At 62.7% G+C, this 19,061-nt stretch carries 13 protein-coding genes, 2 tRNA genes and 2 rRNA genes; 11 read left to right on the top strand and 6 right to left on the bottom strand.

The window, feature by feature from the left end:
* Positions 1 to 307: 307 nt before the first annotated feature.
* Positions 308 to 979, bottom strand: coding sequence for a RadC family protein (radC, locus tag BMY90_RS13470; RefSeq protein ID WP_092704641.1), 672 nt, complete (start codon positions 977 to 979; stop codon positions 308 to 310).
* Between the two features lie 96 nt (positions 980 to 1,075).
* On the opposite strand from radC, the gene coaBC reads away from it, so the two are divergent.
* The 3 genes from coaBC to BMY90_RS17440 are packed head-to-tail and all read left to right on the top strand — an operon-like array spanning position 1,076 to position 5,091.
* Positions 1,076 to 2,281, top strand: coding sequence for a bifunctional phosphopantothenoylcysteine decarboxylase/phosphopantothenate--cysteine ligase CoaBC (gene coaBC, locus BMY90_RS13475; protein WP_092704643.1), 1,206 nt, complete (start codon positions 1,076 to 1,078; stop codon positions 2,279 to 2,281).
* Positions 2,278 to 2,733 (top strand): dUTP diphosphatase, encoded by a 456-nt coding sequence (gene dut, locus BMY90_RS13480; RefSeq protein ID WP_092704645.1) that lies wholly within the window; start codon positions 2,278 to 2,280, stop codon positions 2,731 to 2,733. Before coaBC ends, dut begins: the two co-directional genes overlap by 4 nt.
* A gap of 36 nt (positions 2,734 to 2,769) precedes the next feature.
* Positions 2,770 to 5,091, top strand: coding sequence for a phosphomannomutase/phosphoglucomutase (locus tag BMY90_RS17440; RefSeq protein WP_092704647.1), 2,322 nt, complete (start codon positions 2,770 to 2,772; stop codon positions 5,089 to 5,091).
* A gap of 101 nt (positions 5,092 to 5,192) precedes the next feature.
* Here BMY90_RS17440 and BMY90_RS13490 read toward each other — a convergent pair whose 3' ends face one another.
* The 3 genes from BMY90_RS13490 to BMY90_RS13500 all read right to left on the bottom strand — a co-directional run bounded on the left by BMY90_RS13490 (position 5,193) and on the right by BMY90_RS13500 (position 7,155).
* On the bottom strand, positions 5,193 to 5,846 hold the full coding sequence (locus BMY90_RS13490) for a DUF4124 domain-containing protein (RefSeq protein WP_092704649.1): 654 nt from the start codon (positions 5,844 to 5,846) through the stop codon (positions 5,193 to 5,195).
* A gap of 91 nt (positions 5,847 to 5,937) precedes the next feature.
* Positions 5,938 to 6,585 (bottom strand): orotate phosphoribosyltransferase, encoded by a 648-nt coding sequence (gene pyrE, locus BMY90_RS13495; RefSeq protein ID WP_092704651.1) that lies wholly within the window; start codon positions 6,583 to 6,585, stop codon positions 5,938 to 5,940.
* 75 nt (positions 6,586 to 6,660) lie between these two features.
* Complete coding sequence (locus BMY90_RS13500; protein ID WP_092704652.1) at positions 6,661 to 7,155, bottom strand: GNAT family N-acetyltransferase; 495 nt, start codon at positions 7,153 to 7,155, stop codon at positions 6,661 to 6,663.
* A gap of 35 nt (positions 7,156 to 7,190) precedes the next feature.
* Between BMY90_RS13500 and BMY90_RS13505 the strand changes: the two genes are divergently transcribed.
* The 3 genes from BMY90_RS13505 to BMY90_RS13515 all read left to right on the top strand — a co-directional run bounded on the left by BMY90_RS13505 (position 7,191) and on the right by BMY90_RS13515 (position 9,714).
* On the top strand, positions 7,191 to 7,961 hold the full coding sequence (locus BMY90_RS13505) for an exodeoxyribonuclease III (protein WP_092704654.1): 771 nt from the start codon (positions 7,191 to 7,193) through the stop codon (positions 7,959 to 7,961).
* Complete coding sequence (locus BMY90_RS13510; RefSeq protein ID WP_425438666.1) at positions 7,951 to 9,276, top strand: AmpG family muropeptide MFS transporter; 1,326 nt, start codon at positions 7,951 to 7,953, stop codon at positions 9,274 to 9,276. Before BMY90_RS13505 ends, BMY90_RS13510 begins: the two co-directional genes overlap by 11 nt.
* A 126-nt stretch (positions 9,277 to 9,402) precedes the next feature.
* Positions 9,403 to 9,714: a hypothetical protein gene (locus BMY90_RS13515; protein WP_008213583.1), complete on the top strand. Its 312-nt coding sequence runs from the start codon at positions 9,403 to 9,405 to the stop codon at positions 9,712 to 9,714.
* Between the two features lies 1 nt (position 9,715).
* Here the strand turns inward: BMY90_RS13515 and BMY90_RS13520 are convergent, their stop codons facing one another.
* Positions 9,716 to 10,834: an anhydro-N-acetylmuramic acid kinase gene (locus tag BMY90_RS13520; RefSeq protein WP_092704656.1), complete on the bottom strand. Its 1,119-nt coding sequence runs from the start codon at positions 10,832 to 10,834 to the stop codon at positions 9,716 to 9,718.
* 12 nt (positions 10,835 to 10,846) lie between these two features.
* The gene (locus tag BMY90_RS13525; RefSeq protein WP_092704658.1) at positions 10,847 to 12,298 is read right to left on the bottom strand and encodes an OapA family protein; all 1,452 of its coding nucleotides are present in this window, start codon (positions 12,296 to 12,298) and stop codon (positions 10,847 to 10,849) included.
* A 182-nt stretch (positions 12,299 to 12,480) separates the two neighbouring features.
* Between BMY90_RS13525 and tyrS the strand changes: the two genes are divergently transcribed.
* From tyrS to BMY90_RS13550, 5 genes are all read left to right on the top strand, one after another.
* Positions 12,481 to 13,692, top strand: a complete 1,212-nt coding sequence (gene tyrS / locus BMY90_RS13530; protein WP_092704660.1) for a tyrosine--tRNA ligase — start codon at positions 12,481 to 12,483, stop codon at positions 13,690 to 13,692.
* A 433-nt stretch (positions 13,693 to 14,125) separates the two neighbouring features.
* Positions 14,126 to 15,670, top strand: a 16S ribosomal RNA gene (locus tag BMY90_RS13535).
* 99 nt (positions 15,671 to 15,769) lie between these two features.
* Positions 15,770 to 15,846 (top strand) — tRNA-Ile (locus BMY90_RS13540).
* Between the two features lie 5 nt (positions 15,847 to 15,851).
* Positions 15,852 to 15,927 (top strand) — tRNA-Ala (locus BMY90_RS13545).
* Between the two features lie 215 nt (positions 15,928 to 16,142).
* Positions 16,143 to 19,024 (top strand): 23S ribosomal RNA (locus tag BMY90_RS13550).
* The 16S and 23S rRNA genes sit together here with 2 tRNA genes alongside, the layout of an rRNA operon.
* Positions 19,025 to 19,061 lie beyond the last annotated feature (37 nt).

Genomic DNA, 19,061 nt, shown 5'->3' on the forward strand with positions numbered 1-19,061 from the left:
CCTGCCGCATGTCACGAGGCGGTCATGTGGCGTTGCGACACTGGCCACGTATCCCCCGATCCCTCCCCGTCGGTGCGATACGGTGACGGCTGCACCCTCCCCCGGCAGCCACGGCGCGAACGCAAAGTTCGCGCCGTTTTTTTTTCGGGTCTGGCGGCTTGGCGAGGTGAGCGGGTGTTCGCAGGGGACCGTGCCTGTCCTGCAGGAGCGCGTGCGTGCCCGCTGCGGTACATGACACTCGAACGGACCGGCGGACAGGTCCCCGCGACTCTGGAGTCATGCTTCACGGTTGCCGCAGGATCGACCCTCAGATCAGCCCGCGCGCGGCCATCGATACCGGTTCGCCGCTGCCGATCACCAGATGGTCAAGCACGCGCACCCCGACCAGTTGCAGCGCCTCGCGCAATTCCCGGGTGATCGCCCGGTCGGCCTGGCTGGGTTCGGCCACGCCCGATGGATGGTTGTGGGCGAAAATCACCGCGCAGGCATTGTGCTGCAGGCAGGCGCGTACGACTTCGCGCGGATGCACGCTGGCGCCGTCGACGGTGCCGCGGAACAGTTCCTCGAAGGCCAGCACGCGGTGGCGGTTGTCCAGATAGAGGCAGCCGAAGACCTCATATGGCAGGTGGCGCAGGCGGGCGCGGAGGTAGTCGCCGCTGTCGCGCGGGTTGCCCAGGCTGGGGCGTTCAGCCAACTGTTCGGCGAGGCTGCGCCGGGCCAGTTCCAGCGCGGCGGCAATGCGGGCGCGCTTGGCCGGGCCCAGGCCCACGGCGCGCACGGAGTGGTCGGGTCGGCCGAGCAGGGCGCCCAGGCTGCCGGCGCCGGTCAACAATTCGCGGCCGAGCGCGATGGCATCCTTGCCGCGCACGCCGCTGCCCAGCAGCACGGCCAGCAGCTCGGCATCGGACAGCGTGGCACTGCCATGCGCCAGCAGTTTTTCGCGGGGGCGTTCGCCTTCGGGCCAGTCGCGGATACTCATGCCGGCAGCATGCCCGCCGGGGTGCCGACGCGGCAGCGGCAGCGGGGCATGAATCCGGTAAGCTAACCGTCTGCCCGGATGTCAGAACTTACGTACATGAGTCTTGCCCAACGCCGCATTCTGCTGGGAGTGTCGGGCGGCATTGCCGCCTACAAGTCCTGTGAACTGGTCCGCCGCCTGCGCGATCTCGATGCCGAGGTGCGCGTGGTGATGACCGAAAGCGCCACCCACTTCGTCGGCCCCGCCACGTTCCAGGCGCTGTCCGGCCAAAGCGTGCGCACCAGCCTGTGGGATGAACAGGCCGAAGCCGCGATGGGACACATCGAGCTGGCACGCTGGGCCGAACGCATCCTGATCGCGCCGGCCAGCGCCGACGTGATCGCCCGGTTGGCCCACGGCCACGCCGACGACCTGCTCAGCACGCTGTGCCTGGCCAGCGCCGCCCCGTTGTACCTGGCGCCGGCGATGAACCAGCAGATGTGGGCACATGCCGCGGTGCAGGCCAATCTCGCCACGTTGCGTGCGCGCGGCGTGCAGGTGCTGGGTCCGGCTGCGGGCGAACAGGCCTGCGGTGACGTGGGCTCCGGCCGCATGCTGGAGCCGCATGAGTTGCGCGACGCGCTGCTCGCCTCGTTCGGCGACGGCGCGCTGGCGAGGCTGAACGTGGTGGTCAGCGCCGGTCCCACCTTCGAGGACATCGACCCGGTGCGTTTCATCGGCAACCGCAGCTCCGGCAAGATGGGTTTTGCCGTGGCCGCCGCCGCCGCGCAGGCCGGTGCCCGGGTGACCCTGGTGGCCGGGCCGGTGAGTCTGGCCGCGCCGGCAGGTATCGCGCGGCGCATCGACGTGCGCAGTGCCGCGCAGATGCAGGCGGCCGTGCTGGATGCCTGCGCGCAGGCGGACATCTACATCGCTGCCGCCGCCGTGGGCGACTACCGTCCGGCGGAAGTCGCCGAGCGCAAGCTGAAGAAGCAGGCCGGTGCCGATATGGTGCTGAAGCTGGCGGAGAACCCCGACATTCTCGCCAGCCTGTCGGCGCAACCGACGCATCCGTTCCTGGTCGGTTTTGCCGCCGAGACCCATGAAGTGGCGAACTATGCGCGCGGCAAATTGCAGCGCAAGGGGCTGGACATGATCGCCGCCAATCGCGTCGGCGAAGGCATGGGTTTCGAGACCGCGGACAACGCACTCACCCTGTACTGGGCCGATGGCGAAGTGGAGCTGCCGCGCACCGACAAGGCCGCGCTGGCGCGCCAGTTGATTGCGCACGTGGCCGAACGTTACAAGACGGCACGCGCATGATCGACGTCGAGCTGAAGATCCTCGACCCGCGTCTGGGCGACAGCATTCCGCTGCCCGAGGCGGCGACGGCCGGCAGCGCCGGGATGGACCTGCGCGCGGCGATCGACGAGCCGCTCACCCTGCAGCCGGGCGACAGCATGCTGCTGCCCAGCGGCATCGCCATCCATATCGGCGACCCGGGCTGGTGCGCATTGATCGTTCCGCGTTCGGGCCTGGGTCACAAACATGGCGTGGTCATGGGCAACCTGGTCGGGGTGATCGATGCCGATTATCAGGGCCCGCTGATGATTTCCTGCTGGAACCGCAGCACCCGGCCGTACACCATCGCGGTGGGCGAGCGTGTGGCCCAGTTGTTGCTGGTGCCGGTGGCGCAGGCGCGGCTGAAACCAGTGACGGAGTTCACGCCCTCGGCGCGTGGTGAAGGCGGTTTCGGTTCCACCGGGCGACACTGATGGTTTGCAGCTGAATCAACCTGCGGGGGACAGGGCATGGCGATGAATTTCGCGCGATCGCGACGATCGATTCCGGACTGGCGCAGCCTGCTGCCGCTGGCCGGCGCCACGCTGCTGCTGATCGGCGGCCTGTTCTGCGCATGGCAGACCTGGCTGATTGCCGACCAGGGGCGTTCGCTGGCGCAGGTGCATCATGCGCAGGACCTGGCGGTCACCGCGGTGGCCAGCGCCATCGACCGCGAGCGCACCGAGGTGGCCAAGGTATTGGCCGGCGCCGATCCTGCCGTGGTGCAGAACAATCCGGCGCAGGCCGCGGCATCGCTGCGCCAGGGTTTGCCACAGGTGCAACAGCTGGAGCTCTACAGCGGCAGCCTCAACGAAGTGCTGCATGCCAATTACCGCCAGTTCGGTTACGCCAAGGCGGCGCAACTGATGGCGGCGCAGGATGCCGATGGCGTGCCGCCGATGCAGACGGTGTTCCATGGCTCGAACGAGCGGCGCATGAGCCTGGTCATGCCGCTGGGGCCGGCGCAGCAACCGCTGGCCTGGGCCTGGATCGAGCTGCCGTTTGCGCCGCTGCGGCAGGCGTTCGAGGCGGTGCCGGTGCCCAGTGGGCGACTCGTGTTGCAGCAGGATACCGACGGTGGTGCGTTGCAATTGCTGTCCAAGGGCGCACGTGCGGGCGAGCTGGAGGCCATGGCCAAACCCGTCCCCGGCAGCACGCTGGGCGTGGCAGTGGCGAAACCCGGCGCCTACGTCGTGTTGCCGGACTCGTTGCTGCTGGCGGCGCTGCTCACCCTGCTGGGGCTGGGCGGCGGCGTGTATTTGTTGTGGTGGCGCGCACGCGCGTCGCGTGAAATGCCGATCGAGGAAATTGAAGTGCCTGAACAGACAGACGAGCCGCCGATGATGGCTCGGCCGGACCCCCGCCCGAATGCGTCCAAGCCGGCGGCAAAACCACCCGTTATCAGCCCGGCCGAAGTCGATCCGAGCATCTTCCGCGCCTACGACGTGCGCGGCGTGGTCGGCAAGACGCTGACGGCGGAAGTGGCCAAGGCGCTGGGCCAGTCGATCGGCATGGTGATGCGCGAAAAGGGCTTGCGTGAAATCGTGGTGGGCCGCGATGGTCGTCTGTCCGGGCCCGAATTGGCCGGCGCGCTGGGTGATGGTTTGCGCGCGGCCGGCATCGACGTGATCGACATCGGCGCCGCGCCGACCCCGGTGGTCTATTTCGCCGCCTATCGCTTCAATACCGGCAGTTGTGTCGCGGTGACCGGCAGCCACAACCCGCCCGACTACAACGGCTTCAAGATCGTGATCGGCGGCGAGACGCTGGCCGAGGACGCGATCCAGGATCTGTACCGCCGCATCGCCAGTGGCGCGCTGGACAACGACGGCCTGGGCGGCTTGCGCCATGTCGACGTGGTGCCTGACTACATCGAGCGGATTGCATCGGACGTGCAGACCGAGCGTCAGCTCAGCGTGGTGATGGATTGCGGCAACGGCATTCCCGGTGCGGTGGCGCCGCAGGTATTCGAGAGCATCGGCTGCAAGGTGCTGCCGCTGTATTGCGAGGTGGACGGCAACTTCCCGAACCACCATCCCGATCCGTCCGACCCGCACAACCTGGAAGACCTGATCCTGGCGGTGAAGCAGACCGGTGCGGACCTTGGCGTGGCCTTCGATGGCGACGGCGACCGCCTCGGCGTGGTCACCAAGGCCGGCGAGATCATCTATCCCGACCGCCTGCTGATGCTGTTCGCGCGAGACGTGCTGTCACGCCAGCCCGGCGCCACCATCATCTATGACGTGAAGTGCACCGGCCATCTGAAGGGACAGGTGCTCGACGCCGGCGGCAGCCCGCTGATGTGGCGCACCGGCCATTCGCTGATCAAGGCGAAGATGCGCGAGACCGGCGCCGAGCTGGCCGGCGAGATGAGCGGCCATTTCTTCTTCAAGGAGCGCTGGTTCGGTTTCGACGACGGCATCTACGCCGGCGCGCGGTTGATGGAAATCCTCGCCGGCGATCTGGAAGATCGCACGCCCGAAGATATCTTCGCCACCTTGCCCAAAGGTGTCTCGACACCGGAGCTGAAGATCGAGCTGGCCGAGGGCGAGCACTACCGCTTCATGGAGAAGTTCAAGGCGCAGGCCACGTTCGGCGAGGCCACCCTGGTGACCATCGACGGCGTGCGCGCGGACTGGCCGGATGGCTGGGGTCTGGTGCGGGCCTCCAACACCACACCGGTGCTGGTGCTGCGCTTCGACGCGGACAGCGAGGCGGCGCTCAAGCGCATCCAGCAGGTATTCCGCACGCAGTTGCTGGCGGTCGATCCGGAGTTGAAGCTGCCGTTCTGATCGCGTCTGATTCATGACTTCCCGGCGCGCCATGGCCGGGAGATCATCAGTTGGATTGCGGCAGCTGGGTGATGGCCCGGGCGAAGCCGGCCATCACGCGCTCAATAGCCGCGTTCTTCCTTTTCCTTGGCCTTCAGCGCGCGGAAGTGCAACAACTGCTGCGCCTGCTGCTGCACCAAGGCAGCGCGGTCGCTCTGCTGACGGGCCAGCGTGGCGCGCTGGCCGGCGACGATGTCGCGCTGCTTGGCGATACTGTCGGTGAGGAACTTCGGCACCGGCTTCTTGTTGTTCTCGATGTCGGCGGCGCGAGCGAGCAGGTCGGTCAGCGCCTTTTCCTGGCTGTGCAGATTGATCTTGGTGGTGCCGATCTGCTGGTCGAGGCTGCTCAGCGTCTGCTGCTGCATGCTCTTGTAGGCAGTCTCGTCGGGGTAGGTATTGAGCAATTGTAGGTCGTCGCGCTTCTGCTGCTGGGCAATACGTTGCTGCTCGGCCTGTTGCGCGGCGAGTTTTTGTGCGGCGGCGCGCTCTTGCGGCGTCAGCTGCTTGTGCACGCGCTGCACCACCATGCCCTGGTTGTTCAGCACTTCGTAGCCGGACTTGATCGCGCTGTCGGTGAGGCTGTCGCTGAAGTGCGGCAAGCCCTTGGCATCCACCCAGCGATAGCGGATGCCGCCGGCACCGGTGGTGTGCTGCGCTTGTACCGACAGGCTGAAGGCCAGTGTCGCGAGTGCGATGACAAAAACGTGTTTGTGCATGAATCTCCCCCTTGCCGCCGCAGTATAGCCGGCGGCCGGTATCGGCATGGGAAGCCGGTCACGCCGCGAGGGTTTGGCCTTGGAGAACCGCTCAGGCCTGCACACCGTAGCGTTCGCGATAGGCTTGCAGGCGCGCGTGTTCGCCGGCCAGTTCGGGGCGTTCGCCGGCGTAGGCAAGCACGTCGGCGAGGCTGGTGATGGCGATCACCGGGATGCCGTAGTCGCGGGTCACTTCCTGTGCGGCGGACAGCTCGCCCTGGCCGCGTTCCTGCCGGTCCAGCGCAATCAGCACACCGGCCGGTTCGGCGCCCTGCGCGCGGATCAGCGCCAGCGACTCGCGCACGGCGGTGCCGGCGGTCATCACGTCGTCGACGATCAGCACCCGACCCTTGAGCGGCGCACCGACCAGCACGCCACCCTCGCCGTGGTCCTTGGCTTCCTTGCGGTTGTAGGCCCATGGCAGGTCGCGGTCGTGGTTGTCGGCCAGTGCGATGGCGGTGGCGGCGGCCAGCGCGATGCCCTTGTAGGCCGGGCCGAACAGCATGTCGACCTCGATTCCGGCCTTTGTCACCGCTGCGGCGTAAGCGCGGCCGAGTCGGCCCAGTGCGGCGCCGGAATCGATCCGGCCCATGTTGAAGAAGTACGGGCTCTGGCGGCCGGATTTCAGGGTGAACTCACCGAAGCGCAGCACCTCGCGCTGCAAGGTGAGTTCGATGAAATCGCGCTGGTAATCGTGCATGGAGACTCTCGCTGGTCGGTATCGAAGGGGCCATGGGCCGGCCAAGTCGGAATCCGTGAAACGGTCGGCTTCCGGTCAGCGCAGCGAACGCCACAGCAACAGCTGCGGCCCGGCGCGGCCGCCATGGTACAACCGACCGCTGTCGACGAAGCCGGCGCGCAGGTACAGCGCCACCGCCGTGGTGTTGCTGCGGTCCACCGTGAGTACCAGCCGGGATGCCTCGGGGCGGCGATGGCCGAGGTCATCGAGCAGGGCCGCCAGCGCACGGGTGCCCAGGCCCTGGCCTTGGCGCGTTGCATCGATCTGGAACGAGCGCAGGCCCAGCGCATCGCTTTCGCTGTCGTTCCCGGTCAGCGTGCGTGCGCTGGTTTCGATGCGGTAATAGCCCACCACCGCCTCGCCTTGCAGGATCGCCATCGGCGTGCTGCCGGGACAGCGTTCGGCGTCTGGCAGGGTGATCTCCGGCGGGCTGACGAAATCGTCCTGCGCGGGCTTCACGTGCAGGGCCAGTACGGCCTCGCGCAAGTCGGGCGTGACCGGGCAGACGCGGATGGCTGGGGATGCAGGCATGGTTGTTATGATGCCCCATCGCTTCGGGAGTACGTATGCGCATCATCAGCTTGAACGCCAATGGCATCCGCTCGGCCGCGACCAAGGGCGTGTTCGACTGGTTCGGCCGGCAGGGCGCGGACGTGGTCTGCCTGCAGGAGACCAAGGCGCAGGAAGACCAGTTGTCCGATCCGATGTTTCGCCCCGATGGCCATCATTGCTTCTACCGCGATGCGACCAGCAAGAAGGGCTATTCGGGCGTGGCGATCTACGCCAAACGCGAGCCGGACCAGGTGCTCACCGAGCTGGGCTGGGATGAGTTCGACAACGAGGGCCGCTACATCGAGGCGCGCTTCGGCAAGCTGAGCGTGGTGTCGCTGTATTTTCCCTCCGGTTCCTCCGGCGACGAGCGCCAGCAGTTCAAGTTCCGTGCGATGGAATGGATCGCGCCGGTCTTCGAAAAGTGGCGGAAAAGCGGCCGCGACTACGTGATCTGCGGTGACTGGAACATCGTGCGCAGCGAGAAGGACATCAAGAACTGGAAGTCCAACCAGAAGAACTCCGGCTGCCTGCCGGAGGAGCGCGCGTGGTTCAACGGGATGATCGACGGGCGCGGCTGGGTGGACAGCTACCGCACGCTGCATCCCGAGGGCGAGGACTACACGTGGTGGTCCAATCGCGGCCGTGCGCGCGAGAACAACGTGGGTTGGCGCCTCGACTACCAGATCTGCACACCATCGCTGCGCGAGCGACTGAAAGCCTGCTCGATCTACCGCGACGAACGCTTCTCCGACCATGCGCCGTACACGGTCGATTATGTCGACTGAACCGGTGGTGGCGTCGGCATCCCCGGCCACGGCCAACCCGTCGCGTCCGTCCGTGTGGCGGGCCTTCACGCAGCCGGCCGCATGGACGATGTGTCTGTTCGGGTTTTCCTCCGGTCTGCCTTTTCTGCTGGTCGCGGGTACGTTGGCGTACTGGCTGAAGCAGAACGGTATCCGGCTGAACGACATCACCATGATTGCCAGCGCGGGGATGACGTATGCCCTCAAGTTCGTCTGGGCACCGCTGCTCGACCATCAACGCATTCCCGGATTTGCTCGACTCGGCCAGCGCCGCGGCTGGTTGCTGTTCGCGCAGCTTGGCGTGGTGGGCGGTTTGCTGGCAATGGCGCTGCTGACCCCGCGGCAACTGGTGCCGTTTGTGATCGCCACGCTGGTGGTGGCTTTCTTTGGCGCGACGCAGGACACGGCGATCGACGCGTATCGCATCGAGATCGCGCCGATCGAGGATCAGGGTGCGCTGGTTGCCACCTATTCGCTGGGCTATCGGATCGGCCTGCTGGTGGCTGGCGCGGTGGCGCTGATCCTGGCCGATCATGTGTCGTGGCGTGTGATCTATGTCGCGATGGCCCTAGTCATGCTGGTGCCGATCGTCACGACCTTGCTGGCGCGTGAGCCGGAGGTGTTGCGCGTGCGCCCGGGGGGCTGGCGCGATGCCATGCGTGAGAGCGTGATCGATCCGTTCGCCGACTTCTTTCGGCGCTACGGCTGGGCACTGGCCAGCGTGACCTTGCTGTTCCTGCTGCTGTTCAAGCTGCCCGAGCAGGCCACCATCGGCGGCATCATGAGTCCGTTCTATCGCGACATGCAGTTTTCCCTGACCGAGATCGGCACGATTACCAAGATCTACGGTATCTGGATCGGCATCGTCGGCGTGTTTCTGGGTGGTGCTGCGGTGGCGCGTTGGGGTGCATGGCGGCCACTGGGTGTGACCATCGTGCTGTGTGGATGCAGCAACTTGCTGTATTTGCTGCTGCTGTCCCATCACGGCAACCTGCTCGCGCTGACCTTGGTGATTTCCGCTGAAAACCTCACCTTGGGCATGCTCGGGCCGCCGACCGTGGCTTTCCTTTCCTCGCTGGTCAACCGTGAACACACGGCCACACAATACGCGCTGTTGAGCTCGCTGGTGAACCTGCCGGGCAAGGTGCTGGGCTTCTTCGCCGGCGGCATTGCCATGGCGACGGGCTATGGTGGTTACTTCATCATTACCGTGCTGGCGATCATTCCCGCCATGCTGCTGTTTGCGTGCCTCAGCCCACGATTCCGCCGCATCGAGCGAGCGCAACTTGGCAGGTAGCTGTCGGTGGCGCGCGCTCGAAATGCGTGAATTGTGAGGGCGTTCCGGTCCGGGCACTTGCCCGGGGCCGGTTCCACGGCCACCATGGCCAGATCAGGGGGCATGCGTAGCGCGGGAGCAACGCGGATGCCGGATCTCGTCATACGACACATCGACAGTCTGATGGCCGAGCGGATCAAGTCGCTGGCCAAGGATCGCCAATGGTCGATCAATGATGTGGTGCTGCATGCATTGCGGCACGGCCTCGGCATGTCTGAAAGCAGCAATATCTTCGCCGAGACCCTGCTCGATCCCGGGGCCATGACCGTGCTCAGCGGGCAATGGGACAGCAAGGAAAAGGCGGCATTCCAGGAGGCGCTGCAGGCGCTGGTTTCGGCGCCTTCCGAGCAGTTGGCGCCGGTGAATATCGGCGACCCGATGCTGGAAGGCGAAGGCTGACTCAGCGCGGTGCGGCGTAAATCGCGCCGAGTACCCGCGATCCGCGTGCGCCGGTAACCGCTGGCAGGTTGCCGGGCAATCCGAGCAGGCGCTGGCGGGCCAGCCACGCGAAGGCGGTGGCTTCCAGATAGTCCGGATCGATGCCGAAGGCGGTCGTGCTGGCTACCGTGCGTGGTGCCAGCAGTTCGCTCAGTCGATGCATCAGCACGGGGTTGTGCACGCCGCCGCCGCAGGCCAGTACGTCTGTCGCATCGGCCGCGTGCGCAAGGATTGCCTCGGCGATGCTGCGTGTGGTCAGTTCCAGCAGGGTGGCCTGCACATCGGCTGGCGCCAGTTCGGCGACGCGCGGGTGCGCATCCAGCCATGCGAGATGGAAGTGTTCGCGTCCGGTGCTCTTGGGCGGCGGCAGCGTGAAGTAGGGATCGGCGAGCAGCGACTGCAGCAGTGCCTCGTCCACATGGCCGCTGGCGGCGAAGGCGCCGTCGCGGTCGAAGGCTTTGCCGCGGTGACGCAGACACCATGCGTCGAGCAGGCCATTGGCCGGGCCGGTGTCGAAGCCGAGCACGCGGCCATCGGCGCCAAGCACGGTGATGTTGGCGATGCCGCCCAGGTTCAGCACCACCCGGGTGCAGCCCGGTGCGGCCAGCAGCATGGCGTGCAGGGCCGGCAGCAACGGCGCGCCCTGGCCGCCGGCGGCCACGTCGGTGCGGCGAAAATCCGCCACGACGTCGATGCCGCAGCGTTCCGCGATCACGCTGGGGTCGCCGATCTGCAGGGTGAAGGGATGGGCGCCATTCGGGCGGTGTCGCACGGTTTGTCCGTGCGAGCCGATCGCGCATATCGCTGATGCCGGCGTGTTGCTTTGTTCGAGCAGGCGTTGCACGGCGTCGGCGAAACAGCTGCCGATCGCCACGTCGAGTCGGCCGTAGGCATCCAGATCCAGTCGTGCTTCGTCCTGCGCCACCGCGAGAATGCGTTCGCGCAGCGGGTCGGGCCACGGATGCACGAGAGCCGCGATGCCGTGCGGCGTATCGCCCTCGAAGCGCACCAGCGCGGCGTCGATGCCGTCGGCGCTGGTGCCGGAGATCAGGCCGACGTACAGCGCCCGGGAGTCATCCATGCGCGGGCGGGATCAATCGTTGCTGGCCGGTGCGGCTGCCGTATCCGCACGTGCGAACTGGTAGCGCTTGTCGAGCATCTTCAGTCGCGCCAATTGCGGCTTCACCACGGTGCTTTCGAACTTCGCCAACTGGGTGGCCGGCAGCGGCTGCGGCTTGGGCATGGTCACGGTCAGCGGGTTGACCTGGTGGCCGTCGATGCGCACTTCGTAATGCAGGTGTGGGCCGGTGGCCAGGCCGGTCATGCCGACGTAGCCGATCACCTCGCCCTGGCGCACGTGGGTACCCACGTGCTCGCCGCTGGCAAAGCGCGACATGTGCCCGTAGGCGGTGGAGTAGGTGGCGTTGTGCTTGATCAGGACGAAGTTGCCGTAGCCGCGTTCCCAGCCCCGGTAAACGATGGTGCCGTCGCCCGCCGCATGGATCGGCGTGCCCTTTGGCGCGGCGTAGTCCACGCCCTTGTGCGCGCGGGTGTAGCCGAGGATCGGATGCTTGCGCGCCATGGTGAAGCGCGAGGAGATGCGGGTGAACGCCACCGGTGTGCGCATCAGCGATTTGCGCAGCGGGCGGCCGTCTTCGCTGAACCAGCCCACGTTGCCGTCGGCCTGCTTGAAGCGGTAGGCGGTATAGCGCTTGCCCTGGTTGACGAATTCGGCGGCGACGATGTCGCCTTCGTGCAGGTAGCGGCCGTCGCGGTAGACGTCGTTGTAGATCACCGTGAAGCTGTCGCCGCTGCGGATGTCCTTGATGAAGTCGATGTCGTACTTGAACACGTCGGCCAGCTTGACCACCATCGCGTCGCTCATGCCAGCCTTGGAGGCGGCGCCGAACAGCGAATCCCGGATCACGCCGTGTGCCACGTGCTCCCGCTGCACCAGTTCACGCTGCTGGGTGGTAACGACGGGCTTTGCGTCGGCGAAGCGCACCACGGTGCGGGTGGTTTCGTCCTTGTCGAAACGGAAGCCCTTGAGGACGCCACCCGGGCCGACGAGGAAGTCGAACTCGTCGCCGGGGCGAATCATGCGCAACGGCGTGGGATCGTCGGTGGCCTGGACCACTTGGTGCAGGTCGGCCAGGCTCAGGCCCTGGTCCTGGAAAATGTCCGAGAGCGTCTGGCCGGGCTGTACGTGGACCACGTGCCAGGCTTCGAAGCTGGAGCGGTCGACGGTGGGTGGCGGCAGCTTGGGCAGCGCCAACGGCAGCAGCGTATGCGCAGGCGCTACCGGAACCGGGCGCATCGCGGTGGCCCAGGCCGGGATGAGAAAGCCCGACAGTATCGTGATCAACAATGCAGTGCCGGCCAGCATCCAGCGTTCACGATGCCAGCGGATGGGTTCGGCTTCGCCGTGGGGCGGACTGAACGACCAGTGGGCGCAGCGTTGATAGAAATGGGAATGGCGACGCTGTGCCTTGCGACAGATCGCCCGCTTGCGCATCAAGCGCTTGCCCCGCTTACCCTCGCCCATGTTTGGCCCACCCCCCGCTACAAAGTAACAAACGAGGCGTACCATAACGACCTTGTGTAAATGGCGTCAACGCCTTTTCCATCAATGGTTTGCGTGCCGTTTTGGATTAACGCACAATTAACGCGAACAACGTGACGGCCATCATCCATTGGCTGTCTAGGCAATCAACCATCGAGGAATGCATGAGCGAGCTTGAGCAGGCGCTGGCCACCATCGCGCGCGGCGCGGACGAAATCATCAAGCGGGAAGACCTGGCCGAGCGCCTGAAAAGTGGTCGCCCGTTGCGGATCAAGGCGGGTTTCGACCCGACCGCTCCGGACCTGCACCTGGGTCACACCGTGCTGCTCAACAAGATGCGCCAGTTCCAGGATCTGGGACATCAGGTGATCTTCCTGATCGGCGACTTCACCGGGATGATCGGCGACCCCACGGGCAAGAACGTCACGCGCAAGCCGCTCACCCGCGAGGATGTGCTGAAAAACGCCGAGACCTACGCGGCGCAGGTCTACAAGGTGCTTGATCGCGACAAGACCGAGTTGCGCTTCAATTCCGAATGGTTCGGCAAGATGACCGCCGCCGACATGATCAAGCTGGCCGCGCAGCACACGGTCGCCCGCATGCTCGAGCGCGACGATTTCGCCAAGCGCTATGGCTCGCAACAGCCGATCGCGATCCACGAATTCCTGTATCCATTGGTGCAGGGCTACGACTCGGTGGCACTGAAGTGCGATGTCGAGCTGGGTGGCACCGATCAGAAGTTCAACCTGCTGATGGGGCGCGCACTGCAGGAGCATCACGGCCAGCCGCCGCAGATCGTGCTGACCATGCCGCTGCTCGAAGGTCTCGATGGCGTGCACAAGATGTCCAAGTCGCTGGGCAACTACATCGGCATCGACGAGCCGGCCATCGACATGGTCACCAAGACCATGAAGATCGGCGACGAGTTGATGTGGCGCTGGTTCGAGCTGCTCAGCTTCGATGTTTCGCTGGCCGAGCTGGAAGCGATGAAGCGTGACATCGCCAGTGGTGCGCTCAATCCGCGGGACGCCAAGTTGCGCCTGGCGCGGGAATTGGCCACGCGTTTCCATGGTGCGACGGCGGCCGAGCAGGCGATCGCGGGGTGGCATGCCGTGGTGCGCGGCGAAGGTGATACCTCGTTGTTGCCGCTCAACGAGATCGCCGTGCCTGCCGAAGGACTGCGTCTGCCTGCGCTGCTCACGGCGGCCGGTCTCACGGCCAGCAACTCGGAGGCGAACCGCAAGATCAAGGAGCGTGCCGCTCGCATCGATACCGAGGTGGTCGAAGATGCGCAGCGCGTGTTCGAAGTCGGCTTCGAGGGTGTGCTGCAAGTCGGCAAGCGCAACTTTGCGCGGGTGCGCCTCACGGCATCCTGACTACGGCGAGCGAGCGATGCGGTTGTTGCGGAAGAGACGAAGCGAGCATGCTCAACGACTTGCGTGGAAGAAGAAAAAAACTTCACGAAAGTGCTTGCCAAAAAGCGGGGTGGTGCCTAGTATTCGCCCCCCGCCGCTGGAGATCTTCAGCACGGCAACCCGGCAAGAAAAAAGATTGCTTGCAGGTGTTGACGGACCGAAAGATCGATGTAGAATGGGCGGCTCACCCGGGACGAAACGTCTCGGGGCAACTTGAAGAAAGAGTTGCAAGTAATTGATCTTTGACAGTGTGCGCAGGTGACTTGTGTGGACGCCTTGCAGTGGACGGAGAGACTGTCCAAAAAATGCAAGGGTCCAACGCAAAGTCAGCAATGACGTTTTACGTTGGGACAACCCTTCAGAAAGACAGATCATCTTCGGATGGTCGAAAACTTAAGTGAAGAGTTTGATCCTGGCTCAGATTGAACGCTGGCGGCATGCCTAACACATGCAAGTCGAACGGCAGCACAGCAGAGCTTGCTCTGTGGGTGGCGAGTGGCGGACGGGTGAGTAATGCATCGGGACCTACCCAGACGTGGGGGATAACGTAGGGAAACTTACGCTAATACCGCATACGTCCTACGGGAGAAAGCGGGGGACCTTCGGGCCTCGCGCGGTTGGATGGACCGATGTTCGATTAGCTAGTTGGTAGGGTAATGGCCTACCAAGGCGACGATCGATAGCTGGTCTGAGAGGATGATCAGCCACACTGGGACTGAGACACGGCCCAGACTCCTACGGGAGGCAGCAGTGGGGAATATTGGACAATGGGCGCAAGCCTGATCCAGCAATGCCGCGTGTGTGAAGAAGGCCTTCGGGTTGTAAAGCACTTTTATCAGGAGCGAAATACTATCGGTTAATAACCGGTGGGGCTGACGGTACCTGAGGAATAAGCACCGGCTAACTTCGTGCCAGCAGCCGCGGTAATACGAAGGGTGCAAGCGTTAATCGGAATTACTGGGCGTAAAGGGTGCGTAGGCGGTTAGTTAAGTCTGTTGTGAAATCCCCGGGCTCAACCTGGGAATGGCAATGGATACTGGCTAGCTAGAGTGTGTCAGAGGATGGTGGAATTCCCGGTGTAGCGGTGAAATGCGTAGAGATCGGGAGGAACATCAGTGGCGAAGGCGGCCATCTGGGACAACACTGACGCTGAAGCACGAAAGCGTGGGGAGCAAACAGGATTAGATACCCTGGTAGTCCACGCCCTAAACGATGCGAACTGGATGTTGGTCTCAACTCGGAGATCAGTGTCGAAGCTAACGCGTTAAGTTCGCCGCCTGGGGAGTACGGTCGCAAGACTGAAACTCAAAGGAATTGACGGGGGCCCGCACAAGCGGTGGAGTATGTGGTTTAATTCGATGCAACGCGAAGAACCTTACCTGGCCTTGACATGTCCGGAATCCAGCAGAGATGCAGGAGTGCCTTCGGGAATCGGAACACAGGTGCTGCATGGCTGTCGTCAGCTCGTGTCGTGAGATGTTGGGTTAAGTCCCGCAACGAGCGCAACCCTTGTCCTTAGTTGCCAGCACGTAATGGTGGGAACTCTAAGGAGACTGCCGGTGACAAACCGGAGGAAGGTGGGGATGACGTCAAGTCATCATGGCCCTTACGGCCAGGGCTACACACGTACTACAATGGTCGGTACAGAGGGTTGCGATACCGCGAGGTGGAGCCAATCCCAGAAAGCCGATCCCAGTCCGGATCGAAGTCTGCAACTCGACTTCGTGAAGTCGGAATCGCTAGTAATCGCGGATCAGCTATGCCGCGGTGAATACGTTCCCGGGCCTTGTACACACCGCCCGTCACACCATGGGAGTGAGTTGCTCCAGAAGCCGTTAGTCTAACCGCAAGGGGGACGACGACCACGGAGTGGTTCATGACTGGGGTGAAGTCGTAACAAGGTAGCCGTATCGGAAGGTGCGGCTGGATCACCTCCTTTCGAGATAGGCAGCCTTCGTTGCTGCAAGACGTCCACACAAGACACCTGCACATCCGCATGCCACAAGGCATGAAGGGCCTTCGGGTCCATAAGCTTTATGGGTCTGTAGCTCAGGTGGTTAGAGCGCACCCCTGATAAGGGTGAGGCCGGTGGTTCGAGTCCTCCCAGACCCACCACCATTGGGGCCATAGCTCAGCTGGGAGAGCACCTGCTTTGCAAGCAGGGGGTCGTCGGTTCGATCCCGACTGGCTCCACCAGTTAGACGGATGTGTAGTGCACACGAAAGATTTTGAAAACGAGACGGCATAGAGGCCGTTCTTGTGATCTTTGAAAACGTAAACGAGTGACAAGCGTTTTGGTTCGAACGAACCGAGATGTGTCGTTGAGGCAAATATAGCGAATGCGTTGTTTGGCGAATCCCAATGTTCCTGAGGAGGAACGGGAGTAGCCCCGAGGCGACTTGGGGTTATATGGTCAAGCGACTAAGCGTATACGGTGGATGCCTTGGCAGTCAGAGGCGATGAAGGACGTGGCAGCCTGCGAAAAGTGTCGGGGAGCTGGCAACAAGCTTTGATCCGGCAATGTCCGAATGGGGAAACCCACCTCGCAAGAGGTACCGTGCACTGAATACATAGGTGTACGGAGCGAACCCGGGGAACTGAAATATCTAAGTACCCGGAGGAAAAGAAATCAACAGAGATTCCGTAAGTAGCGACGAGCGAACGCGGATCAGCCCAAAAGCGCACAGTGTTTTAATCGAAGAGTCTGGAAAGGCTCGCCGTAGACGGTGATAGCCCGGTAGGTGAAAGGGCACCGTGCGTGAAATTGAGTAGGGCGGGGCACGAGAAACCCTGTCTGAACATGGGGGGACCATCCTCCAAGGCTAAATACTCCTGACTGACCGATAGCGAACTAGTACCGTGAGGGAAAGGCGAAAAGAACCCCGGAGAGGGGAGTGAAATAGACCCTGAAACCGTATACGTACAAGCAGTGGAAGCCCGCAAGGGTGACTGCGTACCTTTTGTATAATGGGTCAGCGACTTACTGTCAGTGGCGAGCTTAACCGTCTAGGGGAGGCGAAGGGAAACCGAGTCTGAATAGGGCGCATAGTCTCTGGCAGTAGACCCGAAACCGAGTGATCTATCCTTGGCCAGGTTGAAGGTGCGGTAACACGCACTGGAGGACCGAACCCACATCTGTTGCAATAGATGGGGATGAGCTGAGGATAGGAGTGAAAGGCTAAACAAACTCGGAGATAGCTGGTTCTCCTCGAAAGCTATTTAGGTAGCGCCTCGTATGTATCTTCCTGGGGGTAGAGCACTGTTATGGCTAGCGGGTCATCGCGACTTAGCAAACCATGGCAAACTCCGAATACCAGGACAGACTGTACGGGAGACACACGGCGGGTGCTAACGTCCGTCGTGAAAAGGGAAACAACCCAGACCCGCAGCTAAGGTCCCAAAGTTCTAGCTAAGTGGAAAACGATGTGGAAAGGCATAGACAGCCAGGAGGTTGGCTTAGAAGCAGCCATCCTTTAAAGAAAGCGTAATAGCTCACTGGTCGAGTCGGTCTGCGCGGAAGATTTAACGGGGCTAAGCTAGACACCGAAGCTCGGGGTGCATCATTTCGATGATGCGCGGTAGAGGAGCGTTCTGTACGCCTGCGAAGGTGGATCGTAAGGTCTGCTGGAGGTATCAGAAGTGCGAATGCTGACATGAGTAACGATAATGGGGGTGAAAAGCCCCCACGCCGAAAGCCCAAGGTTTCCTCGCGCAACGTTCATCGGCGCAGGGTGAGTCGGCCCCTAAGGCGAGGCAGAAATGCGTAGTCGATGGGAAGCAGGTTAATATTCCTGCACTTTTCCATAGTGCGATGTGGGGACGGAGAAGGTTAGGTCTACCGGGCGTTGGTTGCCCCGGGGAAAGGCGGTAGGCATGGGTCTTAGGCAAATCCGGGACCCTTTATGCCGAGCACCGAGACGAGTCCTATTGGACGAAGTGACTGATACCACGCTTCCAGGAAAAGCCACTAAGCTTCAGCTATGGAAAAACCGTACCGTAAACCGACACTGGTAGGCAGGGTGAGAATCCCAAGGCGCTTGAGAGAACTCGGGTGAAGGAACTAGGCAAAATGGCACCGTAACTTCGGGAGAAGGTGCGCCCTTTTTGGTGGCTACATGCGTAGCTGAGCTGAGAAGGGTCGCAGTAACCTGGCCGCTGCGACTGTTTATCAAAAACACAGCACTCTGCAAACACGAAAGTGGACGTATAGGGTGTGACGCCTGCCCGGTGCTGGAAGGTTAATTGATGGGGTCAGCCGCAAGGCGAAGCTCTTGATCGAAGCCCCAGTAAACGGCGGCCGTAACTATAACGGTCCTAAGGTAGCGAAATTCCTTGTCGGGTAAGTTCCGACCTGCACGAATGGCGTAACGACAGCGGCGCTGTCTCCACCCGAGACTCAGTGAAATTGAAATCGCTGTGAAGATGCAGCGTTCCCGCGGCAAGACGGAAAGACCCCGTGAACCTTTACTATAGCTTTACATTGAACGTTGAGTTCTTCTGTGTAGGATAGGTGGGAGGCTTTGAAACCAGGACGCCAGTCTTGGTGGAGCCATCCTTGAAATACCACCCTGAAGTGCTTGACGTTCTAACCTAGATCCGTAATCCGGATCAGGGACCATGTATGGTGGGTAGTTTGACTGGGGCGGTCTCCTCCCAAAGAGTAACGGAGGAGCACGAAGGTACGCTCAGCGCGGTCGGACATCGCGCACTGTGTGCAAAGGCATAAGCGTGCTTGACTGCAAGATCGACGGATCAAGCAGGTACGAAAGTAGGTCTTAGTGATCCGGTGGTTCTGTATGGAAGGGCCATCGCTCAACGGATAAAAGGTACTCCGGGGATAACAGGCTGATACCGCCCAAGAGTTCATATCGACGGCGGTGTTTGGCACCTCGATGTCGGCTCATCACATCCTGGGGCTGTAGCCGGTCCCAAGGGTATGGCTGTTCGCCATTTAAAGTGGTACGCGAGCTGGGTTCAGAACGTCGTGAGACAGTTCGGTCCCTATCTGTCGTGGGCGTTGGAGATTTGAGGGGGGCTGCTCCTAGTACGAGAGGACCGGAGTGGACGTTCCGCTGGTGTTCGGGTTGTCATGCCAATGGCATTGCCCGGTAGCTACGAACGGAAGTGATAACCGCTGAAAGCATCTAAGCGGGAAGCACGCCCCAAGATGAGATCTCCCGAGAGCTTGACTCTCCTTAAGGCACCATCAAGACCAGGTGGTTGATAGGTCAGGTGTGGAAGTGCAGCAATGCATTGAGCTAACTGATACTAATGAGCCGTGAGGCTTGACCATATAACCCCAAGACGCTTCGCATGTGCAGATCCCTCTG

The organism is Rhodanobacter glycinis (assembly GCF_900114325.1).
In the GTDB taxonomy this organism is placed as follows: Bacteria; Pseudomonadota; Gammaproteobacteria; order Xanthomonadales; family Rhodanobacteraceae; genus Rhodanobacter_A; species Rhodanobacter_A glycinis.

Bases quoted from the DNA above. Each gene is read 5' to 3' on its own strand.
- radC (WP_092704641.1), bottom strand. From the start codon at position 979: ATGAGTATCCGCGACTGGCCCGAAGGCGAACGCCCCCGCGAAAAACTG.
- coaBC (WP_092704643.1), top strand. From the start codon at position 1,076: ATGAGTCTTGCCCAACGCCGCATTCTGCTGGGAGTGTCGGGCGGCATT.
- dut (WP_092704645.1), top strand. From the start codon at position 2,278: ATGATCGACGTCGAGCTGAAGATCCTCGACCCGCGTCTGGGCGACAGC.
- BMY90_RS17440 (WP_092704647.1), top strand. From the start codon at position 2,770: ATGGCGATGAATTTCGCGCGATCGCGACGATCGATTCCGGACTGGCGC.
- BMY90_RS13490 (WP_092704649.1), bottom strand. From the start codon at position 5,846: ATGCACAAACACGTTTTTGTCATCGCACTCGCGACACTGGCCTTCAGC.
- pyrE (WP_092704651.1), bottom strand. From the start codon at position 6,585: ATGCACGATTACCAGCGCGATTTCATCGAACTCACCTTGCAGCGCGAG.
- BMY90_RS13500 (WP_092704652.1), bottom strand. From the start codon at position 7,155: ATGCCTGCATCCCCAGCCATCCGCGTCTGCCCGGTCACGCCCGACTTG.
- BMY90_RS13505 (WP_092704654.1), top strand. From the start codon at position 7,191: ATGCGCATCATCAGCTTGAACGCCAATGGCATCCGCTCGGCCGCGACC.
- BMY90_RS13510 (WP_425438666.1), top strand. From the start codon at position 7,951: ATGTCGACTGAACCGGTGGTGGCGTCGGCATCCCCGGCCACGGCCAAC.
- BMY90_RS13515 (WP_008213583.1), top strand. From the start codon at position 9,403: ATGCCGGATCTCGTCATACGACACATCGACAGTCTGATGGCCGAGCGG.
- BMY90_RS13520 (WP_092704656.1), bottom strand. From the start codon at position 10,834: ATGGATGACTCCCGGGCGCTGTACGTCGGCCTGATCTCCGGCACCAGC.
- BMY90_RS13525 (WP_092704658.1), bottom strand. From the start codon at position 12,298: ATGGGCGAGGGTAAGCGGGGCAAGCGCTTGATGCGCAAGCGGGCGATC.
- tyrS (WP_092704660.1), top strand. From the start codon at position 12,481: ATGAGCGAGCTTGAGCAGGCGCTGGCCACCATCGCGCGCGGCGCGGAC.